Here is a 17232-nt window from a genome sequence, read left to right on the forward strand (position 1 = left end):
TTTCGCCATGAATACAAAAAATATATAATATTCAGACATCTATTTCAATAAAAAGTGCGAAGCAAGAAATACTTACTTCGCACAAATTAACTTATTTTGCTTGTGCTTCAAATAGCCGAACAATTTCAATAATAACCTTTGTTGCTTTTTCCATTGTTTCTGCTGAGACAAATTCAAATTTTCCGTGCATGTTTTCGCCACCCGCAAAAATATTTGGAGTTGGCAAGCCCATATACGATAACTGAGAACCGTCTGTACCACCACGAATTGGCTCTATAATTGGATCGATATCTAAATTTTCCATTGCGATATAAGCAATGTCAACAATTTCTTTTACAGGTTTAATTTTTTCACCCATATTATAATATTGATCTTCAATTTCTACTGTGATTGCATTTTCACCATATTTATCTTTAACCATTTTTTCAACTTCAAGAAAATGGGCTTTTTTCGCTTCAAACTTTTCACGGTCATGGTCGCGAATAATATAAGAAAGTTTTGCTTCTTCAATATTTCCGTTAAAGCTCATTAAATGAATGAACCCCTCATAGCCTTCAGTCTTTTCGGGAACGGCATCTGCTGGCATTCCATTTTGAAACTTAATCGCCATTGTAATGGCATTGATCATTTTGTTTTTTGCTGAACCAGGATGTACGCTCGTGCCACGAGTTGTTACTTTAACGCCAGCTGCATTGAAGCTTTCGAATTGGAGTTCACCAAGTGGGCCTCCATCCATTGTATAAGCAAAATCAGCTCCAAACGCTTTAACATCAAATTTATGTGGACCGCGTCCGATTTCTTCATCGGGTGTAAATGCTACGCGAATTTTACCATGTTTGATTTCAGGATGTGCGACTAAATATTCCATTGCTGTCATAATTTCAGCGATGCCAGCTTTGTCATCTGCACCTAAAAGCGTTGTACCGTCAGTAGTGATAAGTGTTTGCCCTACATAGTTTTTTAAATTTGGGAAGTAGGTTGGCGACATAACGACATCATCATTTAACTGAATATCACCACCATCGTAATTATCAATACGTTGAGGATTAACGTTTGCTCCTGAAAAATCAGGGGATGTATCAACATGAGCTAAAAAACCAATAGTAGGAATTTTTTTGTCTGTATTTGATGGCAAAGTGGCAAATAAATAGCCGTTTTCATTTAAAGAAATTTCTGTTAAACCTATTTCTGAAAGCTCATCTTTTAATACATTTAATAAATCAAATTGTTTTTCGGTAGAAGGCGTTGTTGAGCTTTCTGGATTTGACTGTGTGTCTATTTTTGCATATCTAATGAAACGATCTATTACTTTTTCTTTCATAGAAGGGCCCCCCTAAAGTTTTAAACTACATTCATTGTAGCACTTTTACTTCGGGATTCAGAATAGTTAGCAATACTTAAAGTCATAAAAAATTGCGCTGCATAATAAGTGAGCATAATAAATTGATGCGAATATTCGATAGGAGCAATAAATTTATTGATTGCCAATATGGAATCAGAAATGATAAATAAAATTGCCCCTATACTTGCATAATTACATCCAGTTCTAAATGATGTCCATCCCATCGTTAGTATAATAATTATATAGGCGCAAACCGCGACTGCAAGGAAGAACTGGTTAGCATCTAATAAAGTAGTTCCAATCCAAATCATCATACTTACTCCATAAATTAAAAGGAGCAGCCTTATCCATAAAGGAGCATTCCTGTTAGAAGGATTTTCAGGGTCTTGAAATAAAAAAAGCCCTCTAGTATGATGCATGAGTGTCAACAGCCATTGACCCATCATCACACAGGAGGACTCCGTCTATGAATTTTAATACGAACCAGAAAATTAATCAAGTCACTGAAAATACACTCGTCGTAGGTATCGATATCGCTAAGCACAAACATTATGCTTGCGCAATTGATGAACGAGGCCGTGTGCTTCAAAAGTCATTCCCTTTCACGCAATCAAGAAATGGGTTTGATGCATTTTATGAAAAGTTATTAACTTTACTTACTACGCATGATAAAAGCGAAATATTAGTTGGTTTTGAGCCTACAGGCCACTACTGGATGAATCTCGCTGTCTATCTTTTTGAACATGGGATTCCGTTTATCATGGTGAATCCGAGCCATGTGAACAAATCCAAAGAATTGGACGATAATCTCCAAACGAAGAACGATCAAAAGGATGCACTTGTAATTGCGCGTCTAATACGTGATGGACGTTTTAGCTATCCACGTATTCTAGAAGGCGTGGAAGCGGAATTACGAAACGGTGCCACGTTACGTTCAAAGATACAAGAAGATCTCAATGCATTACAAAATCGTCTCATTCGATGGTTGGATCGCTTTTTCCCAGAATTTATGTCTGTTTTTAAAAGTTTCGGAAAGATGGCGTATGCGGTTCTTGAAAAGACACCTCTACCCGCTGATATTCTCGGTAAATCTCCCGAAGAATTATTGTTTTTATACCGTCAGGTAGAGGGATTAAAATCACCTCAATTGCCGAAGGCAAAACAATTAGTCGAGGCTGCTCAATCTTCAATCGGGTTGACAGAAGGTCTTACGATGGCACGAATAGAAATTGCCACACTCCTTAGTCAACGCAAATTGATGCAACAACAGCTCGATAGTCTAACAGAACAATTAATTGAATTAACGAAACAAATGACGGATTATGAGTATCTAGCCACTGTGCCTGGTATTGGCGATGTAACAATCGTCGATCTTCTTTCAGAGATTGGTTCCTTCACTCAATATGAGCATCCACGCCAATTAATCAAACTAGCGGGACTCACATTACGTGAAAACTCATCTGGGCAACACAAAGGTCAGAAACGCATTTCAAAGCGAGGAAGAAGAAAGCTTCGTTCTCTCTTATTCCGAGTTATGATACCGTTGATTCGCCATAATGAAGCCTTTAAGCAATTACATGAATATTACACCACACGCACAGTTAATCCACTTCGAAAGAAGCAATCGATGGTTGTCCTTTGTGGTAAGTTACTGAAGATTTTACACGCTCTATGCAAGAAGAAAGTACAGTTTGATGAACAACTTATGATGAAAGACCTTTATTGTCTCGTAGAGGCAGCCTAAGCTACACCTTAGCTCGATTAAATTACAAAAGGATGACACGGAGAAGCCGGCATTATTTATTCCATCCGACTACGAGTCCCTAAAGGAGCATCGCCAGCCTCTGCCTTATGAATAGACCGAACGAAGGAATGTATGCGCTAGACGCCAAGAGACATGGGAGGGTACGTCATCATAAGCATTGCAGAGATCCAATTGTGCATCACATATTGGAACGGAAAGTTAATTACTACCAATTAACTTTAGCGAAGCGTATCCTCAAACTGTAAATGAATTGAAGTATTGTAAAATACTAAAATATTATTCTTTAAAAAATATTTTTTCTATTAGATAAAACGGGTCAAACCGTTGATATATCAACATTTATAGAGGGAGGTTTTTTAACATTCGTTGTTAAAAATGCTCGAATGTAAAAAACGTGGCCAATAAGAAAGCATGAAAGCCCGATAATAAACCACTGCAATGTATAATCGCCAAAAGCACAAAAAATTAGGGCGATGATTATTAAAGTTTTATAGGCAGTAGCGTATTTAGCTGGGGTTATAAATGCGAGAATAATAATTAAAACCATAGGAATCAATTTAAACAGTAGTATTAAAGAATCTAAAATTGTTTCAATGAAGAATATATAGTAGAAACTAAAAACGACAAACATACATAACAAAATTTTCTGCACCAAAAAACTACCACTCCTTTTTATTAAGAAAAGCATAAATTTTTTTGAATAGTGTTAAACGTAAGCTAATGCCTTTAGAAGTATTGGTCTGTCCTTTCAACGAAGGGAGTAGCTTGAGCTAAAGCTAAAGTGAATAATGTTGGTTAGAAGCAAGATAGAGCGTTTTCGCGGGTTAACATCGATGCTCAAGTAAGAACCGCTTACGTTTTTCTTATGTATTTATGAAACTAAAGCCATTACTATTCCGTATAAAAGGTATAAGAAAGGGTGGTTCAGTTGAATCAGTTATTGCTAGCGGCCATAATTGCTGCAGTTGTCACGACAGTTATCATTGTTCCTTTTACATATAAGGCGCAAAAAGGGGAAAAAACTAATAAGTTATGGAAATCTTTAATTTTTAGTCTTATTGCGAGCTTTATTATTTCTTTCCTTTTTATATATATTACGAAAATAGATATGAATTGGACGGTTTTCGCTTATGTGCTGCCAATCATTGCTTTGCTTGGCGTTCTCTTGTCTAAAGGGATCGAACAAAAATTTAAAGGCATAATTTTTTTAGCAAGTTTAATTTTTTTAGGATATATGCTTTTAACTCCATTATGGAATGCAAATGAAAAATTTAATTCCGCAAAAATGGAGGAGCAGGAAGAAATTGAGCCTTTTGATGAAACTAAAACTCCTGCCAGTGTACCACCAAGATTTGCGGAAAATAAAATGAAAAAAGCATTTGGCCAAGTTCCTAATACAAGTTACTACGAACTTGGAAATTTACAAATTCAAAAAGTGAATGGGGAATATGTATATATAGCACCTGTTGAGTTTTCAGGATTTTTTAAATGGTTTAACGGAAAAACAACACCTGGTTATTTTACGATGAGTGCTACAGACTCCAGCGATAATCCGAAGTTTGTTAAAAGTGAGATGGAATATGTCCCTTCTGCATTTTTAAATAAGGATTTAGAACGTCACATGCGTTTGCAAAACCCAGCACTTATTTTTTATGGTGAGTCTCAATTAGAAGTAAATGACGAAGGAAAACCATATTATATTCGATCATACGGAGATTTTATTTCTGCTCGAAATGGATTTGATGTAAAAGGAATTGTTATGGTTGATGCAGCGACAGGGGAATCTGAGCTATTCACATTAGATGAAGTGCCTGAATTTATTGATGGTGCTGTTTCACCTGAATCAGTTAGTCTTCAAAATAGCTACTTTGGTAAATATATTCATGGCTATTGGAATAGTTTGTTTGGGAAAAAAGATGTGAAGTTGCCTTCTGATGAAGGAACAGAGGCAAATGTAAGCCCAATATTTAATGAAGATGGCGAAATGTATTACTTCACAGACTTTACGAGCCCTAAAGAAGGCGTTGATTCAATGCTTGGCTACTCATTAACTAATGCAAGAACGGGTGAATCGACTTACTATACTGGTAATTTGGAAGAATCGTATATGGATTCACGAGGTGCATTGGATATTATTGAGAAGAAATTCATTGAAAAAGAATGGGCAGGTGAGATGCCAATTCTTTATAACTTCTATGGTGAAGCAAGCTGGCTAGCACCTGTACTTGATTCAAATGGTTTCCTACAAAACTACTTTATCGTTTCAGCGGCGAATCCCGAAATTTCTGCTTACGGATCAACACCAAACGAAGCGTTAAAACTTTATAAGACGGCACTTAATCGAAGTGGAGATTCTGTTGATGGAACATCTAATGCAGAAGAGGCAACTATTTCCGGAGATGTGTTGCGTGTTTATAAAGAAAGAATCGGTGATTATACAATTGTTTCATTCTTGCTGAATACGGGCCAAAACTTTATTGTAAGCTCGCAAAATGCTCCGCTTGTTATTTATTTGCAAGAAGGCGACCGTGTGGCAGTGACTTATTACAATACGGATGAACAGTTCCTGCCTGTTAAGGAAATTGTTATACAGGGAATTCCGGCGAAGTAAATAACGGTTTAAATAACTAAAAAAGAATCTGACCCCGTAAACGTTAGACATAATTCTAACTTTTGCGGGGTTTTTTAGATTTAACATGAAGATCTTTTTTTAATGTTTTTTTATTGATTGAAAATTTCACTAAACCAAGCATTAAAAATAACATGCTAATAGCCCAAAGAACTCCTGCGATGCCAAGTTTTAAAGATATTTCTTCAGATGCCATTGGGTGGTTTATATCTAATTTTATTGCGTTTAGGACTTGGATAACTGCTAAACTAAAAAATACTAGATACACTAATACCATTCCATATGCAGGTCTATATAATTTGCGATTTTTTGAAAATAATAATCTTAAAACTATAATGAATGCTACACCCATTATGGATGAAAAACCGGCTATTAACAGCCCCATCGTTTCTTGCTCCATTGGCATATCTTTTCACTCCTTAAAGTATCTTCGATTAAATTTAACACATTGTACCAAAATTCCTTTAATTTAGTTTTAATTATTCATTAAATCAAATTATTTAGCTATTATGCTTAATAAATCTCTTACAAATATCACTCTCATGGATTGCAAATAAAAAACAAGCTTAGAGAAAATCTCTAATGCTTGTGGTCGAATTTTAATTGATAGTATTTGCATATTAGCTAGAGAGATGATTCATTAAAGTATCATTCTGCGAGTAAATTGTTTTATAAGCATGAAGGAGGGGCATAGGACAGAAAACTTTTGCTTTAATGTCTGGACATATTGATGAGGCCAAGGAGGACTGTACGTATCTTCTTTTATGATCATTTTTCGGATAACTCGTTTTCTTTTTCTGTAATAAATTGAAGCATCTTATGTTTTCGAATTTCAATATGTTCTTCTTTATATGGCTTTAATTTAAAGAATTGTTCCTTTTGTTCAAGAAGCATTCTTCGTTCTTTTATAAATGAATTTTCTGGTTCATTCATAAATATATAGTCTAAATGGAATATTTGAAGTAAAGCAACCTCTGGATTTTCTAAGTTATAAACAAACTTCATATTCCAAATAGTTGTATATGAGACATATTGATTTACATATTCAGAGGCGAATTTGTATTTATCTTTATTTATATTTCCCTCTATATTTTTATGTATTTTTGCAAGTTCTACGTTTACTTCAGCAACTGTACGATAATAATGCCTAACATGTTTTATATGCTGTCGCTCTAAAAACATCGCAACTTGTTTATCTCCATTCATAGAAAACATCCTTTCAAACTCACAAACTTTCTTATTATTTTAACAAAAAAATAAAGAGAAGATTAGCTTACTATTTTACCGTATTTATGGAAAAGAGAACTTACTTTTTAATTAATCACAAGTAAGTTCTCTCTTTAGTCACATATTAATTCCTTTTATTTCCAGTTAAATCCTTTTGATGCTAAAAATTCTTTTATTTGTGGACGGCGCTGTTCAACTAAGAAATCTGCCATTTGTTTCGTCCAGTTGGCAACTTTGTTATTTGAACTGCGGCTTGCATAGTAGTTTTCCATAATTGAGTCATATTCATCAAGTAAAGAATCATACTTTTCTACATTGTATTCATTTTCATGAAGAACGGCTTCAACTGGAAGACGAGGTTTTGTTTCATTGCGTTTTGTTGGTATCCCAATTGTCATTGCAAATAGTGGGAAAACATACTCCGGAAGATTAAAAAGTTCACTAATCTCTGCTGGGTTGTTACGAGCACCACCAATATAGCAGATGCCATATCCTTCAGCTTCAGCTGCAATAACAAAGTTTTGGGCGAATAATCCAACATCAGCTACACCAACTAATACATTTTCAGCAGAATCTGCAACAATCTCAACTCCATGTTTTTGACCAGCCTTTTGTAAGCGTTTGAAGTCTACACAAAATAAAAATGAAGCGCCTGCAGTTTTAAATTGGAAATCATTTTTAGATAATTCACCAAGTTTTTGTTTCTTTTCTTCATCTGTAACCCAGATGACACTGTATGCTTGTACAAAATGTGAGCTTGCTGCCATTTGAGCTGTTTCTATTAATTCAATAACCTTTTCTTTTGGAATTGGTTCGCCTGTATATTTTCGTACGGATGAATGACTACGTAATAATTCTTTTACTGACATTTTGTTATCTCCCCTTTGAATTTGGTACTTTCTTAATAAAAATAGCCTTATGAGCAAAATCCCATAAGGCTATATTAGTATATTTTGCTTAGCTTTACAAAAATAAAACTTTGCTAAGCACTGCAGTTATTTTTTCTTAAAAGCTGCTGTTAACTTTGGTTCAGTGCCTACACGCATTCGATTTATATTTTCAAAATGCAGGAAAAATGCAACGAAAAATAATGTTAAAGAAATGAAAAATGGCCAAATTGTCGGTTCAATTATTAGGGCACTAATGCAAAAAATTACATATAGGATGAAAACGCCGATAATTAAATAATTTGTTAAAAGGCTAGTGATAATAAGAGCTAATACTGCTAATAACCCAAATTTCCAGTTTAATGCGATAAATATTCCAATTAATGAAGCAGTTCCTTTCCCTCCACGAAATTTCATGTGGATAGGGAAATTGTGACCTAGTATGACAGCTGCTCCGATAATAAACAGCAGAATTGAAATTTCGCTTTCTGAGAAGCTAGTGTAATTTAATAAGACTAATCGAAGTAATAAGATGGCAACAACACCTTTTGCGATGTCAATTAAAGCTACAAGCACACCATACTTCCAGCCAAGAGACAAGGTTGCATTTGAAGCACCCGCATTCCCATGGCCAACTTCTTTTAAGTTTACTCCTGACAATAAACTCGCAGCATTTGATCCATGAATACATCCGATAAAATAACCGATTATAAGGACGACAATTAATGCAAATAGCAATCTATAAACCTCCTTTCTATTACAGTATACTCGTTTAATATTTAAGAAGTTTCAAAAAAATTAAATTCATAGTTGACATAGTAATTTGCTTGGATTATAGTTAACTCAACGATGGAACATGAATCAAATACCTTTATCCAGAGAGGCGGAGGGACTAGGCCCTAAGATGCCCAGCAACCGGTGTTATTAACGCAAAGGTGCTAATTCCTACAGATTCTAATTAGATCTGAAAGATAAGGGGAGGAAAAATTGCTCAGTCAGCGAGCCCTCTTCTTAAAAGAAGAGGGCTTTTTGTTTTTCCGAATCTCCTCCTCATAAGATCGTCCATCTAAAATAAAAAAGGAGGAAGAAACATGTCACAATTACGTCCAGAAACACAATTACTTCATGGAGGTCAAAAGCCGGATCCGGTTACTGGGGCAATTGCAGTACCTATTTACCGAACAACCGCTTATGCTTTCGAAAATACGGAACATGCTCGTAAATTATTTGCATTAGAACAACCTGGCAACATTTACTCTCGAATTATGAATCCAACAGTTGATGTATTCGAACAGCGTGTTGCCCTTTTAGAAGGAGGAACTGCTGCGGTTGCTGTCTCATCTGGTGCAGCAGCAATTGCATTTTCGATTTTAAATGTGGCTGGTGCAGGCGATGAAATTGTTTCGGCTGGATCTCTGTACGGTGGTACTTACAATTTATTTGCAAATACTTTACCTCGCTATGGCATTACAACAATATTTGTAGATGAAACTAATCCACAAAACTTTGAAGCAGCAATCACTGATAAAACAAAAGCAATTTATGCTGAAACAGTAGGCAATCCAAGCTTAAATATCTTAGATATAGAGAAAATCGCGGAAATTGCTCATGCGCATGGACTTCCGCTAATTATTGATAATACTTTCCCATCCCCATACGGATGCAATCCAATTGAATTTGGAGCAGATGTAGTTGTTCATTCTGCAACTAAGTGGATTGGAGGACACGGTACAACAATCGGAGGTATTGTAGTAGATGCCGGTAAATTTGACTGGACACAAGGCCGTTTCCCTGGATTTACTGAGCCGGATGAATCATACCATGGGCTGCGTTATGGAATTGATACAGCAGCTGCGGCATTTGCTACAAAACTACGAGTTCAATTATTGCGAGACTTCGGTCCAACTTTAAGTGCTGATAGTGCATTTAACTTCTTGCAAGGCCTAGAAACGCTTCATTTGCGTTATACAAAGCATGGAGAAAATGCATTAAAGGTTGCAGAATATCTTGAAAACCACCCATTCGTGGAATATGTAAACTATCCTGGCAAAGAAAACTTCCCATCGCATTCATTGGCGAAAAAATACTTAAAAAATGGCTACGGCTCTATGCTTACATTTGGCATTAAAGGTGGCCGTGAAGCCGGAAGCAAAGTTATCGACAGTGTTCAATTGTTCTCTCACGTGGCTAACGTAGGGGATGCAAAATCTTTAATAATTCATCCAGCCTCAACTACTCATCAACAGCTATCACGTGAAGAGTTGAAAATTGCAGGTGTATCTGAGGAGCTCATTCGCTTATCAATAGGTTTAGAAGCTGTTGAAGATATCATTGCTGATTTAGATCAAGCTTTATCTAATGTTGCATCAAGTGAAGGTGTAGCTCAAACACAAGCGTAAATAATTTGTAGGATTGGTGAGAACAATTTAATCCGCATTCATTCGCGTAATAATTGTTCTGCCAACCTTCCTTAAGCCATTCATTAGGCAAATCATAACTTATTTTAAAACCTAGTAATTTAATTTGTTTTATTGACTTTTAAGAGATTGGTGAATATACTATTGTGTAGAGGGAATTGATAGAATTTTGTGGTCAATTTATTTATCAACTCTCATGCATCAATTCATTAGCATCTCCCGCTTTTGAATGATTTGTAGTTGCTTACATGTAGCAGTCTTACCCCTCAGACTGCTACACATTACATAAGAAGGAGTATGTTAAATGGGAAACATCTACAGTGCTCAAAATATCGCAGCATATTTTATATATGAACTAAATGAACAAAGGGTTTTTATCAACTCGGAAGCATTACAACATTTATTAGCTAAAGTTGAAATGGATTGGAAAAGCCGTTTCGGGCATAGTGCGTTTTCGGAAAATGTTTCATCTCTTACAACATCTAAATACGCAGTTAAAGAAGTGTATGAGGCTTATAAAGAATGTGGAGAATGCCATTTGCAAATACCTGCAAAAGAGTGGCACCTTGAGTATGGAAAGTTCCAGCTTGTCCATCGACCTTATGGTGTACCAGCTTTTACAGCCGATGAGCAGATGCTGATAAATAATATTATTGCAAAGTATCGCGAAGTTATTTTGAAAAAAGTATCATAGTTTATTCCCATTTAACATCTTTTAACGTCAGTACAAAATGTACTGGCTTTTTTTCTGTGAAAATAATTAATCCCTTCGGTCTTTGAATACTATTAATCAAATATGTTTATTCTTAAATTGACCGAAAAAAGCCAATAAGAAAGCAGAGCTACCTGTTGTGGGGTAACTTTGTATATTACTTTTTGGTTTTGGTTAAGTTATGACATTTGGGGTTCTTTATAAGGCTCCTTGTTTAATAACATGGAGTAAATAACCCGAAGCATTCGATGCGAGATCGCAACGAGTGCTTTTTTCTTTCCTCTTCGTGCTGCTAATGACCAATATTTGTTTGCCAGCCATCGATTTCGACTTCTTGAAACAGCCCACGCTGCTTCACACATAGCGGATTTTATATGAGGATTTCCTTTCACTGTACGTGTACTCTTCCTTTTCCCAGCACTTTCGTGATTCCCTGGTGAAACTCCTGCCCATGATGCAAGATGTTGAGATGTCGGGAACTGTTCCATTTCTACTCCTATTTCTGCAATAATTACAGCTGCAGTATCTTTACTTATTCCTGGTATGGTAATTAACAACTGTAGTTCTTCTTGATAATTTTGAAGTAGTTGATCCACCCGTTCTTCGATTTCTGAAATTAAGGTTTCTAAGTATTGAATATGTTGCCAGGACTGACGAATCAGGAAGATTTGATGCTCATTTATTGTTCCAAATAAGGAATCTGTAATCCATTGCTTTTTCGGAATCAACTTCCCATGAATATCTTTTTCTACATCCGTTTCGTCGACATAGCCTTGTTCAATTAATCGATTTAATAGTTTTCGACCTGATACACCAAATACATCCGAGATTACTGTACTTAGTTTGACATTTGAACTTTCTAATACCTTTTGGATTCGATTTTTCTCTGAAACTAAATGACTAATCCACTTTTTACGTAGTCTCGTTAAATCTCGGAGTTCACGAATATTTACAGGGGGAACAAAGCTCTTTTCTATCAAACCATGACGTAATAACTTCGCTATCCATTCTGCATCTGAAACATCTGTTTTTCTTCCGGGTACATTTTTAATTCGCTGGGCATTAGCTAACGTGATATCAAAGAAATCTTCTAAGATGTTAAATACAGGTTTCCAATACACACCCGTACTTTCCATTGCAATATGTGTAACTTCATGTCCCTCTAACCATTTTAAAAGCCTAAATAAATCTTTTGTGAGTGTTGGAAATGTTTCGGTCTCTATATACATTTCGTCTTCATGATTACCTTTAATAACACAAGCTACAATCGTTTCTGAATGTACGTCTAAACCTGCACACTTCTCAATAAATACTTCCATGAAATCACTCCGATTCATTAAGATCACAAACAGTGAGTGAATTTGAAGATAAGCATTTTTCTGTACGTAGTCATCCTACTATCAAGTGGAGCTAACAAAGGGTTGAACACCAAATTCACTCAAACAGTTTATTTTACAGGGTCAAAGCCACCAAAAAAAGCCACGTCTTACATCCTGTTTGTGTCATTACCATTATGAACCGAAGGTACTTATTTTCATGCCAGGGTTGGGTGTAAAAAACTCATGATTGTTTATTTATATAAATTCAGCAAACAAATTTCATTAATTTTTTCATGCCACTGAAAACTTTTTCGTAAAGTGGAGGGTATTTTATATAAATGGCAATAAAAGCCCCCATGAAAGGGTGTGTAAAAATGAGTGATGAAGAGATTGTTAGGAGAATACAAGATGGGGACAGCCAAGCATTTCACGAATTATATGATAACTACTTCGATTTTGCTTACCGTGCTGCAAAAGTTGTTATGAATTCTCAGCAATCTTATGCAAAGGATGCAGTTCAGGAAACTTTTATACGTGTTTATCAACATATACATTTATTCGATTGTAATAGAACCTTTAAGCCCTGGTTTTACAAAATTCTCCTAAATGAGTGCAACCGAATTTTAAAAAAGAATTCAGGTGTTTTAAGCGTTGGGATGGATATTAATCATTCGGTGCAACAAAATGAGCAAACGAATGATAAGTTAAATCATTTTGTTGAGTACGAAAATTTATATAAAGCCATTCAACATCTGGACGAAAATAACCGGATTCCTATTATTTTAAAATATCTAAGCGGTTTTAAAGAACAGGAGGTTGCTGAAATTTTAGGCGAAAATATAAATACCATTAAATCTCGATTATTTTATGGCAGAAAAAAATTAAAACACTTCCTACATTGCAACGAGGAGGGGAGTTAGATGGAAAATTTTGAGCGTGAAATAAAAGAAGCATTACACAATCATACTAATTATGTATTGAGTGAAAAAAAGGAAATATGGGATAGGATAGAATCACAGCTGAATCTAAAAGAGAAGGATAATATAAAGAAGAGTAGAACTGCAAAAAAAAGAAAAATAAAAAATAAATTAATTGGAATTGGTGTAATAGCTGCTGTCATTATATTTGCTTTTTCTATTTTAAGTACAAATACCGGGCAGGCGATTGTCAATCAAGTATTGAAATATTTTGAACCAGAAAAGAAAGTAGTCAATGAAATTGAAGGGAAGCCAGAAGAACATGAAGTAATTTTACAGGATCGTTCAGATTATATTATTTACATTGATGAAGAACGCTATAAACTTGTGAACGAAAAAGGCTTTGATATAATTGTTCCTAAGATTCCTTTAGAGGAAAGATACCCAGAAGTTTCAATGTCGATTTTGCAAGTAGTCGACAAAACACCTGGACAATTAGCTGCTCAATATACAGAAAAACTAAATAATACATTTCAAACAGTTAAAGAAATAGAGACAGTAACAGAACCAGTTAATGGATTATTAGTGTCTGCAATTGATGGAAATGAATGGGATAGTCCAGTGAATAAAGTGTATATTATTTCAAATGGGAAAAATGGAAGCTTTGTTTTCGATTTAAAATATTTCCTCGAAGCAGCTGAAGGGCATGGTGCAAGGTTCTACTATATGTTAGAGGAATTTGAAATTGTAGAAAAATAAAATGATTAAAATATCTAGAGGGTTTTAAGTGTCTCTTACAAATAGAGACATTTTTTAATAAATTAATACTGTTTTAAAAAGTATTATAAAACCCTCTTGCCCTTCTTAAAAAAACAATTGTCTTTCTTGAGAAGAATCTTCTTGAGTTCCTTCAAAATATAAGATAAAATTCTCTTATGTAAAATTTTTCGAATTATTTGTTATTATCTTCAATTAATAAAAGATTTTAGCTAATTGCAGATAATTTTCTGGCGAATCCATGTTAAAGAGGACTTTTAACATGGGTTGGGAAAATAATAAAAAACCGCCAAAGTGAAATAGATGAAGAATGTTCAGTAAAGATGGAGGCGAGTAAAGAATGGCAACAATAAAGGCGGCCATCTTAGGTTTTGGCACTGTTGGTCAAGGAATTTACCATATAATAAACGAGAAAAGGGAAGAGCTGCGTGAAAAATTAGGGTTAGAATTAGAAGTTGCTAAAATTCTAGTTCGAGATACGTCTATAGAACGAGTACCCGGAACAGCTCACTTATTAACAGATAGCATCGATGACGTTCTTTCAGTAAAAGGACTTCAAGTTGTATTTGAAGCAATTGTAAATGAGGAACCTGCATTTACATATTTAAAACGTTCTGTTGAAAATAAGTGCCACGTTGTTACTGCAAATAAGGTGATGTTTGCAAAAAGGGGTCTTGAATTACAAGAGTTGGCAAAAAAAAATGGTGTATTTGTCGGCTTTGAAGCAACTACTGCAGGCGGAGTACCTGTAATTAAGACAATGAAAAATATTTTATTAGTAAACGATGTATCGAAAATTCAAGGGATTTTAAATGGAACATCCAACTATATTTTAACGAAGATGCGCGCAGAAGGATGGTCATTTGATGAAGCCCTAGGAGAGGCGCAAAGCTTAGGGTATGCTGAAGCGGATCCTTATAATGATGTTTCGGGGCAAGATGCTTTTAAAAAGTTAATGATTTTATCTGCTTTAGCATTTGGTGAGCAGCCGAACTGGTCAGATGTTGAAGTAATTGGAATTGATAACATTACGTCAGAACAGGTACAGGAAGCAACAGCACAAGGATTACGCTACCGTCATGTAGCAGAAGTTGAAAGACGTGCAGATGGAACGATTTATGCAAAAGTTGGTCCAATGCTTGTAGATAAAGAGCATCCGTTATATCCGATTGATGATGTTTTTAACGCAGTTACAATGGAAACAAATTATATCGGTACATTAACTCTAATTGGTCCGGGTGCAGGGATGTATCCAACGGCAAGTGTAATGGTTGAGGATTATGCTGAGATTATTGGAAAACGTGCTGGCTTTGTTGTAACAATTTAAAAAACATCTTGAGGCGTATTGAGTACGCTTCAAGATGTTTTTTAGTGTGGGTGGATGAATTTTTATTTTCCATCCTCTCGGATTAATCCTCATCTTTTACATCGATATCTTCTGGAATCGGAGTATTGCGCCATATTTCAATCTCTTCTTTAAGTCGTTCTAATTGTTCATGATACGTATCGAATTGGGCGCTGTTTACTAGAAACTGCTCTCCATCATGAACAGCCTTTATACGGCCAGCATAAATGTAGCGGAGTACTTGTTCTTCTGGCATTGAAATATCTTTAGCCGTTTCAGAAACTGTTTTATACACGTATGATGACCCCTTTCTAACTGTAATATATTTATTATAAATAATTTTCTTCAAATATCACTATATTGTGTTGTAGTGAAAATAATAGATTAGTGTATTTGAAAGTTATGGTAGCATAATTGTAATAAAGAAGGAAACAATAGGCAAAGGAGATGAAAGTTTTGAATCTATTACCCTACATATTTGTTCTGCTTGCTGCAATGTTATGGGGCACAGTCGGAACAACCCAAACATTTTTACAAGAAGGTGTTTCTTCGGTTGCTGTAGCAGCAGTACGTTCGGCAATTGGGGGAGGCGTATTACTAATAGCTGCTTTTGCTATGCGTAAGATTAGTTTCAAAAACTGGTCTTGGAAATGGACCATACTTGCAGCGCTTACGATTGCGTTATTCCAATCATTATTTTTCACATCTGTACGTTTTACAGGAGTCGCAATAGGGACGGTAGTAACAATCGGAAGTTCACCGGTCTTTTCAGGTATTGTTGAATGGCTTTTTTGGAAACGAAAGCCAAACCGTATTTGGGGCATAGCAACTGCTTTAGCGATAATAGGGTGCATTCTTTTATTTGTTAATAGAGGAGAAGCCACAGTCCATCCTATTGGTATTTTACTTGCGTTAAGCGCAGGACTTATGTTTGCCTTTTATACAAATTGCAGTAAACAGTTAACAGAGAGAGAAGAGACTTTGCCGGCTGTTGCGATGACGTTTACCATTTGTGCACTTATATTGTTGCCATTTTCAGGTAATGGCGTTTCTTGGGTGTTCACAGGGCAAAATTTTGCGCCAATGGTATTTATGGGATTAGCCGCTACAAGCTTAGCCTACATATTTTTCCTTTCGGGTTTAGAAAAAATCACTTCTTCTTCAGCAGTTACACTATCTTTGGCAGAGCCTCTAACAGCAGCACTTCTAGGTGTATTTTTTATCGGAGAATACTTAAGCACAACCTCATGGATTGGCGTGGCAATGCTGCTTGGAGGAATCATTGTTTTAACGGTTGGAAGCAGAAAAACAATTGATGAAAATATATCTACTAATGATGAGTAAAAGACTACGACGTAAGGTAGTTTTGTGTTATGTAAAGTGGCCGTCCAAAAATAAACTTTTCGGGCGGCCACTTTTAGCGTGCGCCCGGCATGCGTATGAACTATAGGGTGCAAGTCCCGAACCCCGAAGACAGAAGTAGAGGTTAGCTAAGAGCAAGGGTGTCCGTGGCGACGCGGAATCTGAAGGAAGCTGGAGGCAAAACACCGGTCCGAGGAACACGAATCTCATATAAGGCTAGGTATGATTGAATGAGTTTGCGCTACAAAACAAAGTTCCTTCTGTCGAAGGTCATATCAAGTAAATGAGGCGGATAGATGGTGTGAAAGTGCATGCGCTTACCCGGGGAGGTCTGACAGAAACGTGAAGTACCCTTCATAACCTACTTGGAGACAAGTAGCTGAACTGTCAGAAGTCAGCAGAGGTCATAGTACGAGTAGGTCTAGAATTACTCGGAAGGACTGAACAATTGAGAGAGATTAGCCCTTGGCTTTCCATCTAGAATGAATAAGCACAGAAAACAGAGAAACCTCACGCTTAGAAAGTAGTGGTGA

Annotated in this window: 17 protein-coding genes and 1 riboswitch; of the genes, 8 read left to right on the forward strand and 9 right to left on the reverse strand. The window is 35.8% G+C overall.

Annotated features, from left to right (window positions below; all coding sequences use genetic code 11):
- Window positions 1–91: 91 nt before the first annotated feature.
- Entirely contained in the window at window positions 92–1321 is a 1230-nt protein-coding gene (gene pepT / locus MKY04_RS01785) for a peptidase T (protein ID WP_126295341.1), read from the reverse strand.
- A gap of 20 nt (window positions 1322–1341) precedes the next feature.
- On the reverse strand, window positions 1342–1788 hold the full coding sequence (locus MKY04_RS01790) for a lysoplasmalogenase (RefSeq protein WP_346235864.1): 447 nt from the start codon (window positions 1786–1788) through the stop codon (window positions 1342–1344).
- 20 nt (window positions 1789–1808) lie between these two features.
- On the opposite strand from MKY04_RS01790, the gene MKY04_RS01795 reads away from it, so the two are divergent.
- Window positions 1809–3086: an IS110 family transposase gene (locus MKY04_RS01795; RefSeq protein ID WP_126296408.1), complete on the forward strand. Its 1278-nt coding sequence runs from the start codon at window positions 1809–1811 to the stop codon at window positions 3084–3086.
- A gap of 337 nt (window positions 3087–3423) precedes the next feature.
- Here the strand turns inward: MKY04_RS01795 and MKY04_RS22235 are convergent, their stop codons facing one another.
- Entirely contained in the window at window positions 3424–3795 is a 372-nt protein-coding gene (locus tag MKY04_RS22235; RefSeq protein WP_428833890.1) for a lysoplasmalogenase family protein, read from the reverse strand.
- A 240-nt stretch (window positions 3796–4035) separates the two neighbouring features.
- Between MKY04_RS22235 and MKY04_RS01800 the strand changes: the two genes are divergently transcribed.
- The gene (locus MKY04_RS01800; RefSeq protein WP_126295343.1) at window positions 4036–5718 is read left to right on the forward strand and encodes a hypothetical protein; all 1683 of its coding nucleotides are present in this window, start codon (window positions 4036–4038) and stop codon (window positions 5716–5718) included.
- Window positions 5719–5773: 55 nt separating this feature from the next.
- On the opposite strand, the gene MKY04_RS01805 is transcribed toward MKY04_RS01800, so the two are convergent.
- The 4 genes from MKY04_RS01805 to MKY04_RS01820 all read right to left on the reverse strand — a co-directional run bounded on the left by MKY04_RS01805 (window position 5774) and on the right by MKY04_RS01820 (window position 8588).
- Window positions 5774–6142, reverse strand: coding sequence for a hypothetical protein (locus tag MKY04_RS01805; protein WP_346235214.1), 369 nt, complete (start codon window positions 6140–6142; stop codon window positions 5774–5776).
- 362 nt (window positions 6143–6504) lie between these two features.
- Window positions 6505–6942: a hypothetical protein gene (locus MKY04_RS01810; protein ID WP_346235215.1), complete on the reverse strand. Its 438-nt coding sequence runs from the start codon at window positions 6940–6942 to the stop codon at window positions 6505–6507.
- Between the two features lie 155 nt (window positions 6943–7097).
- Complete coding sequence (nfsA, locus tag MKY04_RS01815; protein WP_346235216.1) at window positions 7098–7832, reverse strand: oxygen-insensitive NADPH nitroreductase; 735 nt, start codon at window positions 7830–7832, stop codon at window positions 7098–7100.
- A 126-nt stretch (window positions 7833–7958) separates the two neighbouring features.
- The gene (locus MKY04_RS01820) at window positions 7959–8588 is read right to left on the reverse strand and encodes a glycerol-3-phosphate acyltransferase (protein ID WP_346235217.1); all 630 of its coding nucleotides are present in this window, start codon (window positions 8586–8588) and stop codon (window positions 7959–7961) included.
- A gap of 130 nt (window positions 8589–8718) precedes the next feature.
- Window positions 8719–8828: riboswitch (SAM riboswitch) on the forward strand.
- A gap of 113 nt (window positions 8829–8941) precedes the next feature.
- Between MKY04_RS01820 and MKY04_RS01825 the strand changes: the two genes are divergently transcribed.
- Together MKY04_RS01825 and MKY04_RS01830 are read left to right on the forward strand one after the other, a co-directional pair.
- Window positions 8942–10249: an O-acetylhomoserine aminocarboxypropyltransferase/cysteine synthase family protein gene (locus MKY04_RS01825; protein ID WP_346235218.1), complete on the forward strand. Its 1308-nt coding sequence runs from the start codon at window positions 8942–8944 to the stop codon at window positions 10247–10249.
- Window positions 10250–10571: 322 nt separating this feature from the next.
- Window positions 10572–10961 (forward strand): hypothetical protein, encoded by a 390-nt coding sequence (locus tag MKY04_RS01830; protein ID WP_126296350.1) that lies wholly within the window; start codon window positions 10572–10574, stop codon window positions 10959–10961.
- A gap of 197 nt (window positions 10962–11158) precedes the next feature.
- Here the strand turns inward: MKY04_RS01830 and MKY04_RS01835 are convergent, their stop codons facing one another.
- The gene (locus MKY04_RS01835) at window positions 11159–12298 is read right to left on the reverse strand and encodes an IS110 family transposase (RefSeq protein ID WP_346235219.1); all 1140 of its coding nucleotides are present in this window, start codon (window positions 12296–12298) and stop codon (window positions 11159–11161) included.
- Between the two features lie 338 nt (window positions 12299–12636).
- Between MKY04_RS01835 and MKY04_RS01840 the strand changes: the two genes are divergently transcribed.
- The 3 genes from MKY04_RS01840 to MKY04_RS01850 all read left to right on the forward strand — a co-directional run bounded on the left by MKY04_RS01840 (window position 12637) and on the right by MKY04_RS01850 (window position 15319).
- Window positions 12637–13218, forward strand: a complete 582-nt coding sequence (locus MKY04_RS01840; protein ID WP_346235220.1) for an RNA polymerase sigma factor — start codon at window positions 12637–12639, stop codon at window positions 13216–13218.
- Window positions 13219–13974, forward strand: a complete 756-nt coding sequence (locus MKY04_RS01845; RefSeq protein WP_126296348.1) for a hypothetical protein — start codon at window positions 13219–13221, stop codon at window positions 13972–13974.
- Window positions 13975–14332: 358 nt separating this feature from the next.
- The gene (locus MKY04_RS01850) at window positions 14333–15319 is read left to right on the forward strand and encodes a homoserine dehydrogenase (protein ID WP_126296347.1); all 987 of its coding nucleotides are present in this window, start codon (window positions 14333–14335) and stop codon (window positions 15317–15319) included.
- Window positions 15320–15401: 82 nt separating this feature from the next.
- On the opposite strand, the gene MKY04_RS01855 is transcribed toward MKY04_RS01850, so the two are convergent.
- The gene (locus tag MKY04_RS01855) at window positions 15402–15632 is read right to left on the reverse strand and encodes a DNA-binding protein (protein ID WP_126296407.1); all 231 of its coding nucleotides are present in this window, start codon (window positions 15630–15632) and stop codon (window positions 15402–15404) included.
- 152 nt (window positions 15633–15784) lie between these two features.
- On the opposite strand from MKY04_RS01855, the gene MKY04_RS01860 reads away from it, so the two are divergent.
- Complete coding sequence (locus tag MKY04_RS01860) at window positions 15785–16681, forward strand: DMT family transporter (RefSeq protein WP_185807854.1); 897 nt, start codon at window positions 15785–15787, stop codon at window positions 16679–16681.
- Window positions 16682–17232 lie beyond the last annotated feature (551 nt).

Origin of the sequence: Lysinibacillus telephonicus (assembly GCF_039654155.1) — a bacterium.
GTDB classification, from domain to species: Bacteria; Bacillota; Bacilli; order Bacillales_A; family Planococcaceae; genus Ureibacillus; species Ureibacillus telephonicus.

Bases quoted from the DNA above. Each gene is read 5' to 3' on its own strand.
- MKY04_RS01830 (WP_126296350.1), top strand. From the start codon at position 10,572: ATGGGAAACATCTACAGTGCTCAAAATATCGCAGCATATTTTATATAT.
- MKY04_RS01825 (WP_346235218.1), top strand. From the start codon at position 8,942: ATGTCACAATTACGTCCAGAAACACAATTACTTCATGGAGGTCAAAAG.
- MKY04_RS01845 (WP_126296348.1), top strand. From the start codon at position 13,219: ATGGAAAATTTTGAGCGTGAAATAAAAGAAGCATTACACAATCATACT.
- pepT (WP_126295341.1), bottom strand. From the start codon at position 1,321: ATGAAAGAAAAAGTAATAGATCGTTTCATTAGATATGCAAAAATAGAC.
- MKY04_RS01810 (WP_346235215.1), bottom strand. From the start codon at position 6,942: ATGAATGGAGATAAACAAGTTGCGATGTTTTTAGAGCGACAGCATATA.
- MKY04_RS22235 (WP_428833890.1), bottom strand. From the start codon at position 3,795: ATGCTTTTCTTAATAAAAAGGAGTGGTAGTTTTTTGGTGCAGAAAATT.
- MKY04_RS01795 (WP_126296408.1), top strand. From the start codon at position 1,809: ATGAATTTTAATACGAACCAGAAAATTAATCAAGTCACTGAAAATACA.
- MKY04_RS01805 (WP_346235214.1), bottom strand. From the start codon at position 6,142: ATGCCAATGGAGCAAGAAACGATGGGGCTGTTAATAGCCGGTTTTTCA.
- MKY04_RS01790 (WP_346235864.1), bottom strand. From the start codon at position 1,788: ATGATGGGTCAATGGCTGTTGACACTCATGCATCATACTAGAGGGCTT.
- MKY04_RS01835 (WP_346235219.1), bottom strand. From the start codon at position 12,298: ATGGAAGTATTTATTGAGAAGTGTGCAGGTTTAGACGTACATTCAGAA.
- nfsA (WP_346235216.1), bottom strand. From the start codon at position 7,832: ATGTCAGTAAAAGAATTATTACGTAGTCATTCATCCGTACGAAAATAT.
- MKY04_RS01850 (WP_126296347.1), top strand. From the start codon at position 14,333: ATGGCAACAATAAAGGCGGCCATCTTAGGTTTTGGCACTGTTGGTCAA.
- MKY04_RS01860 (WP_185807854.1), top strand. From the start codon at position 15,785: ATGAAAGTTTTGAATCTATTACCCTACATATTTGTTCTGCTTGCTGCA.
- MKY04_RS01840 (WP_346235220.1), top strand. From the start codon at position 12,637: ATGGCAATAAAAGCCCCCATGAAAGGGTGTGTAAAAATGAGTGATGAA.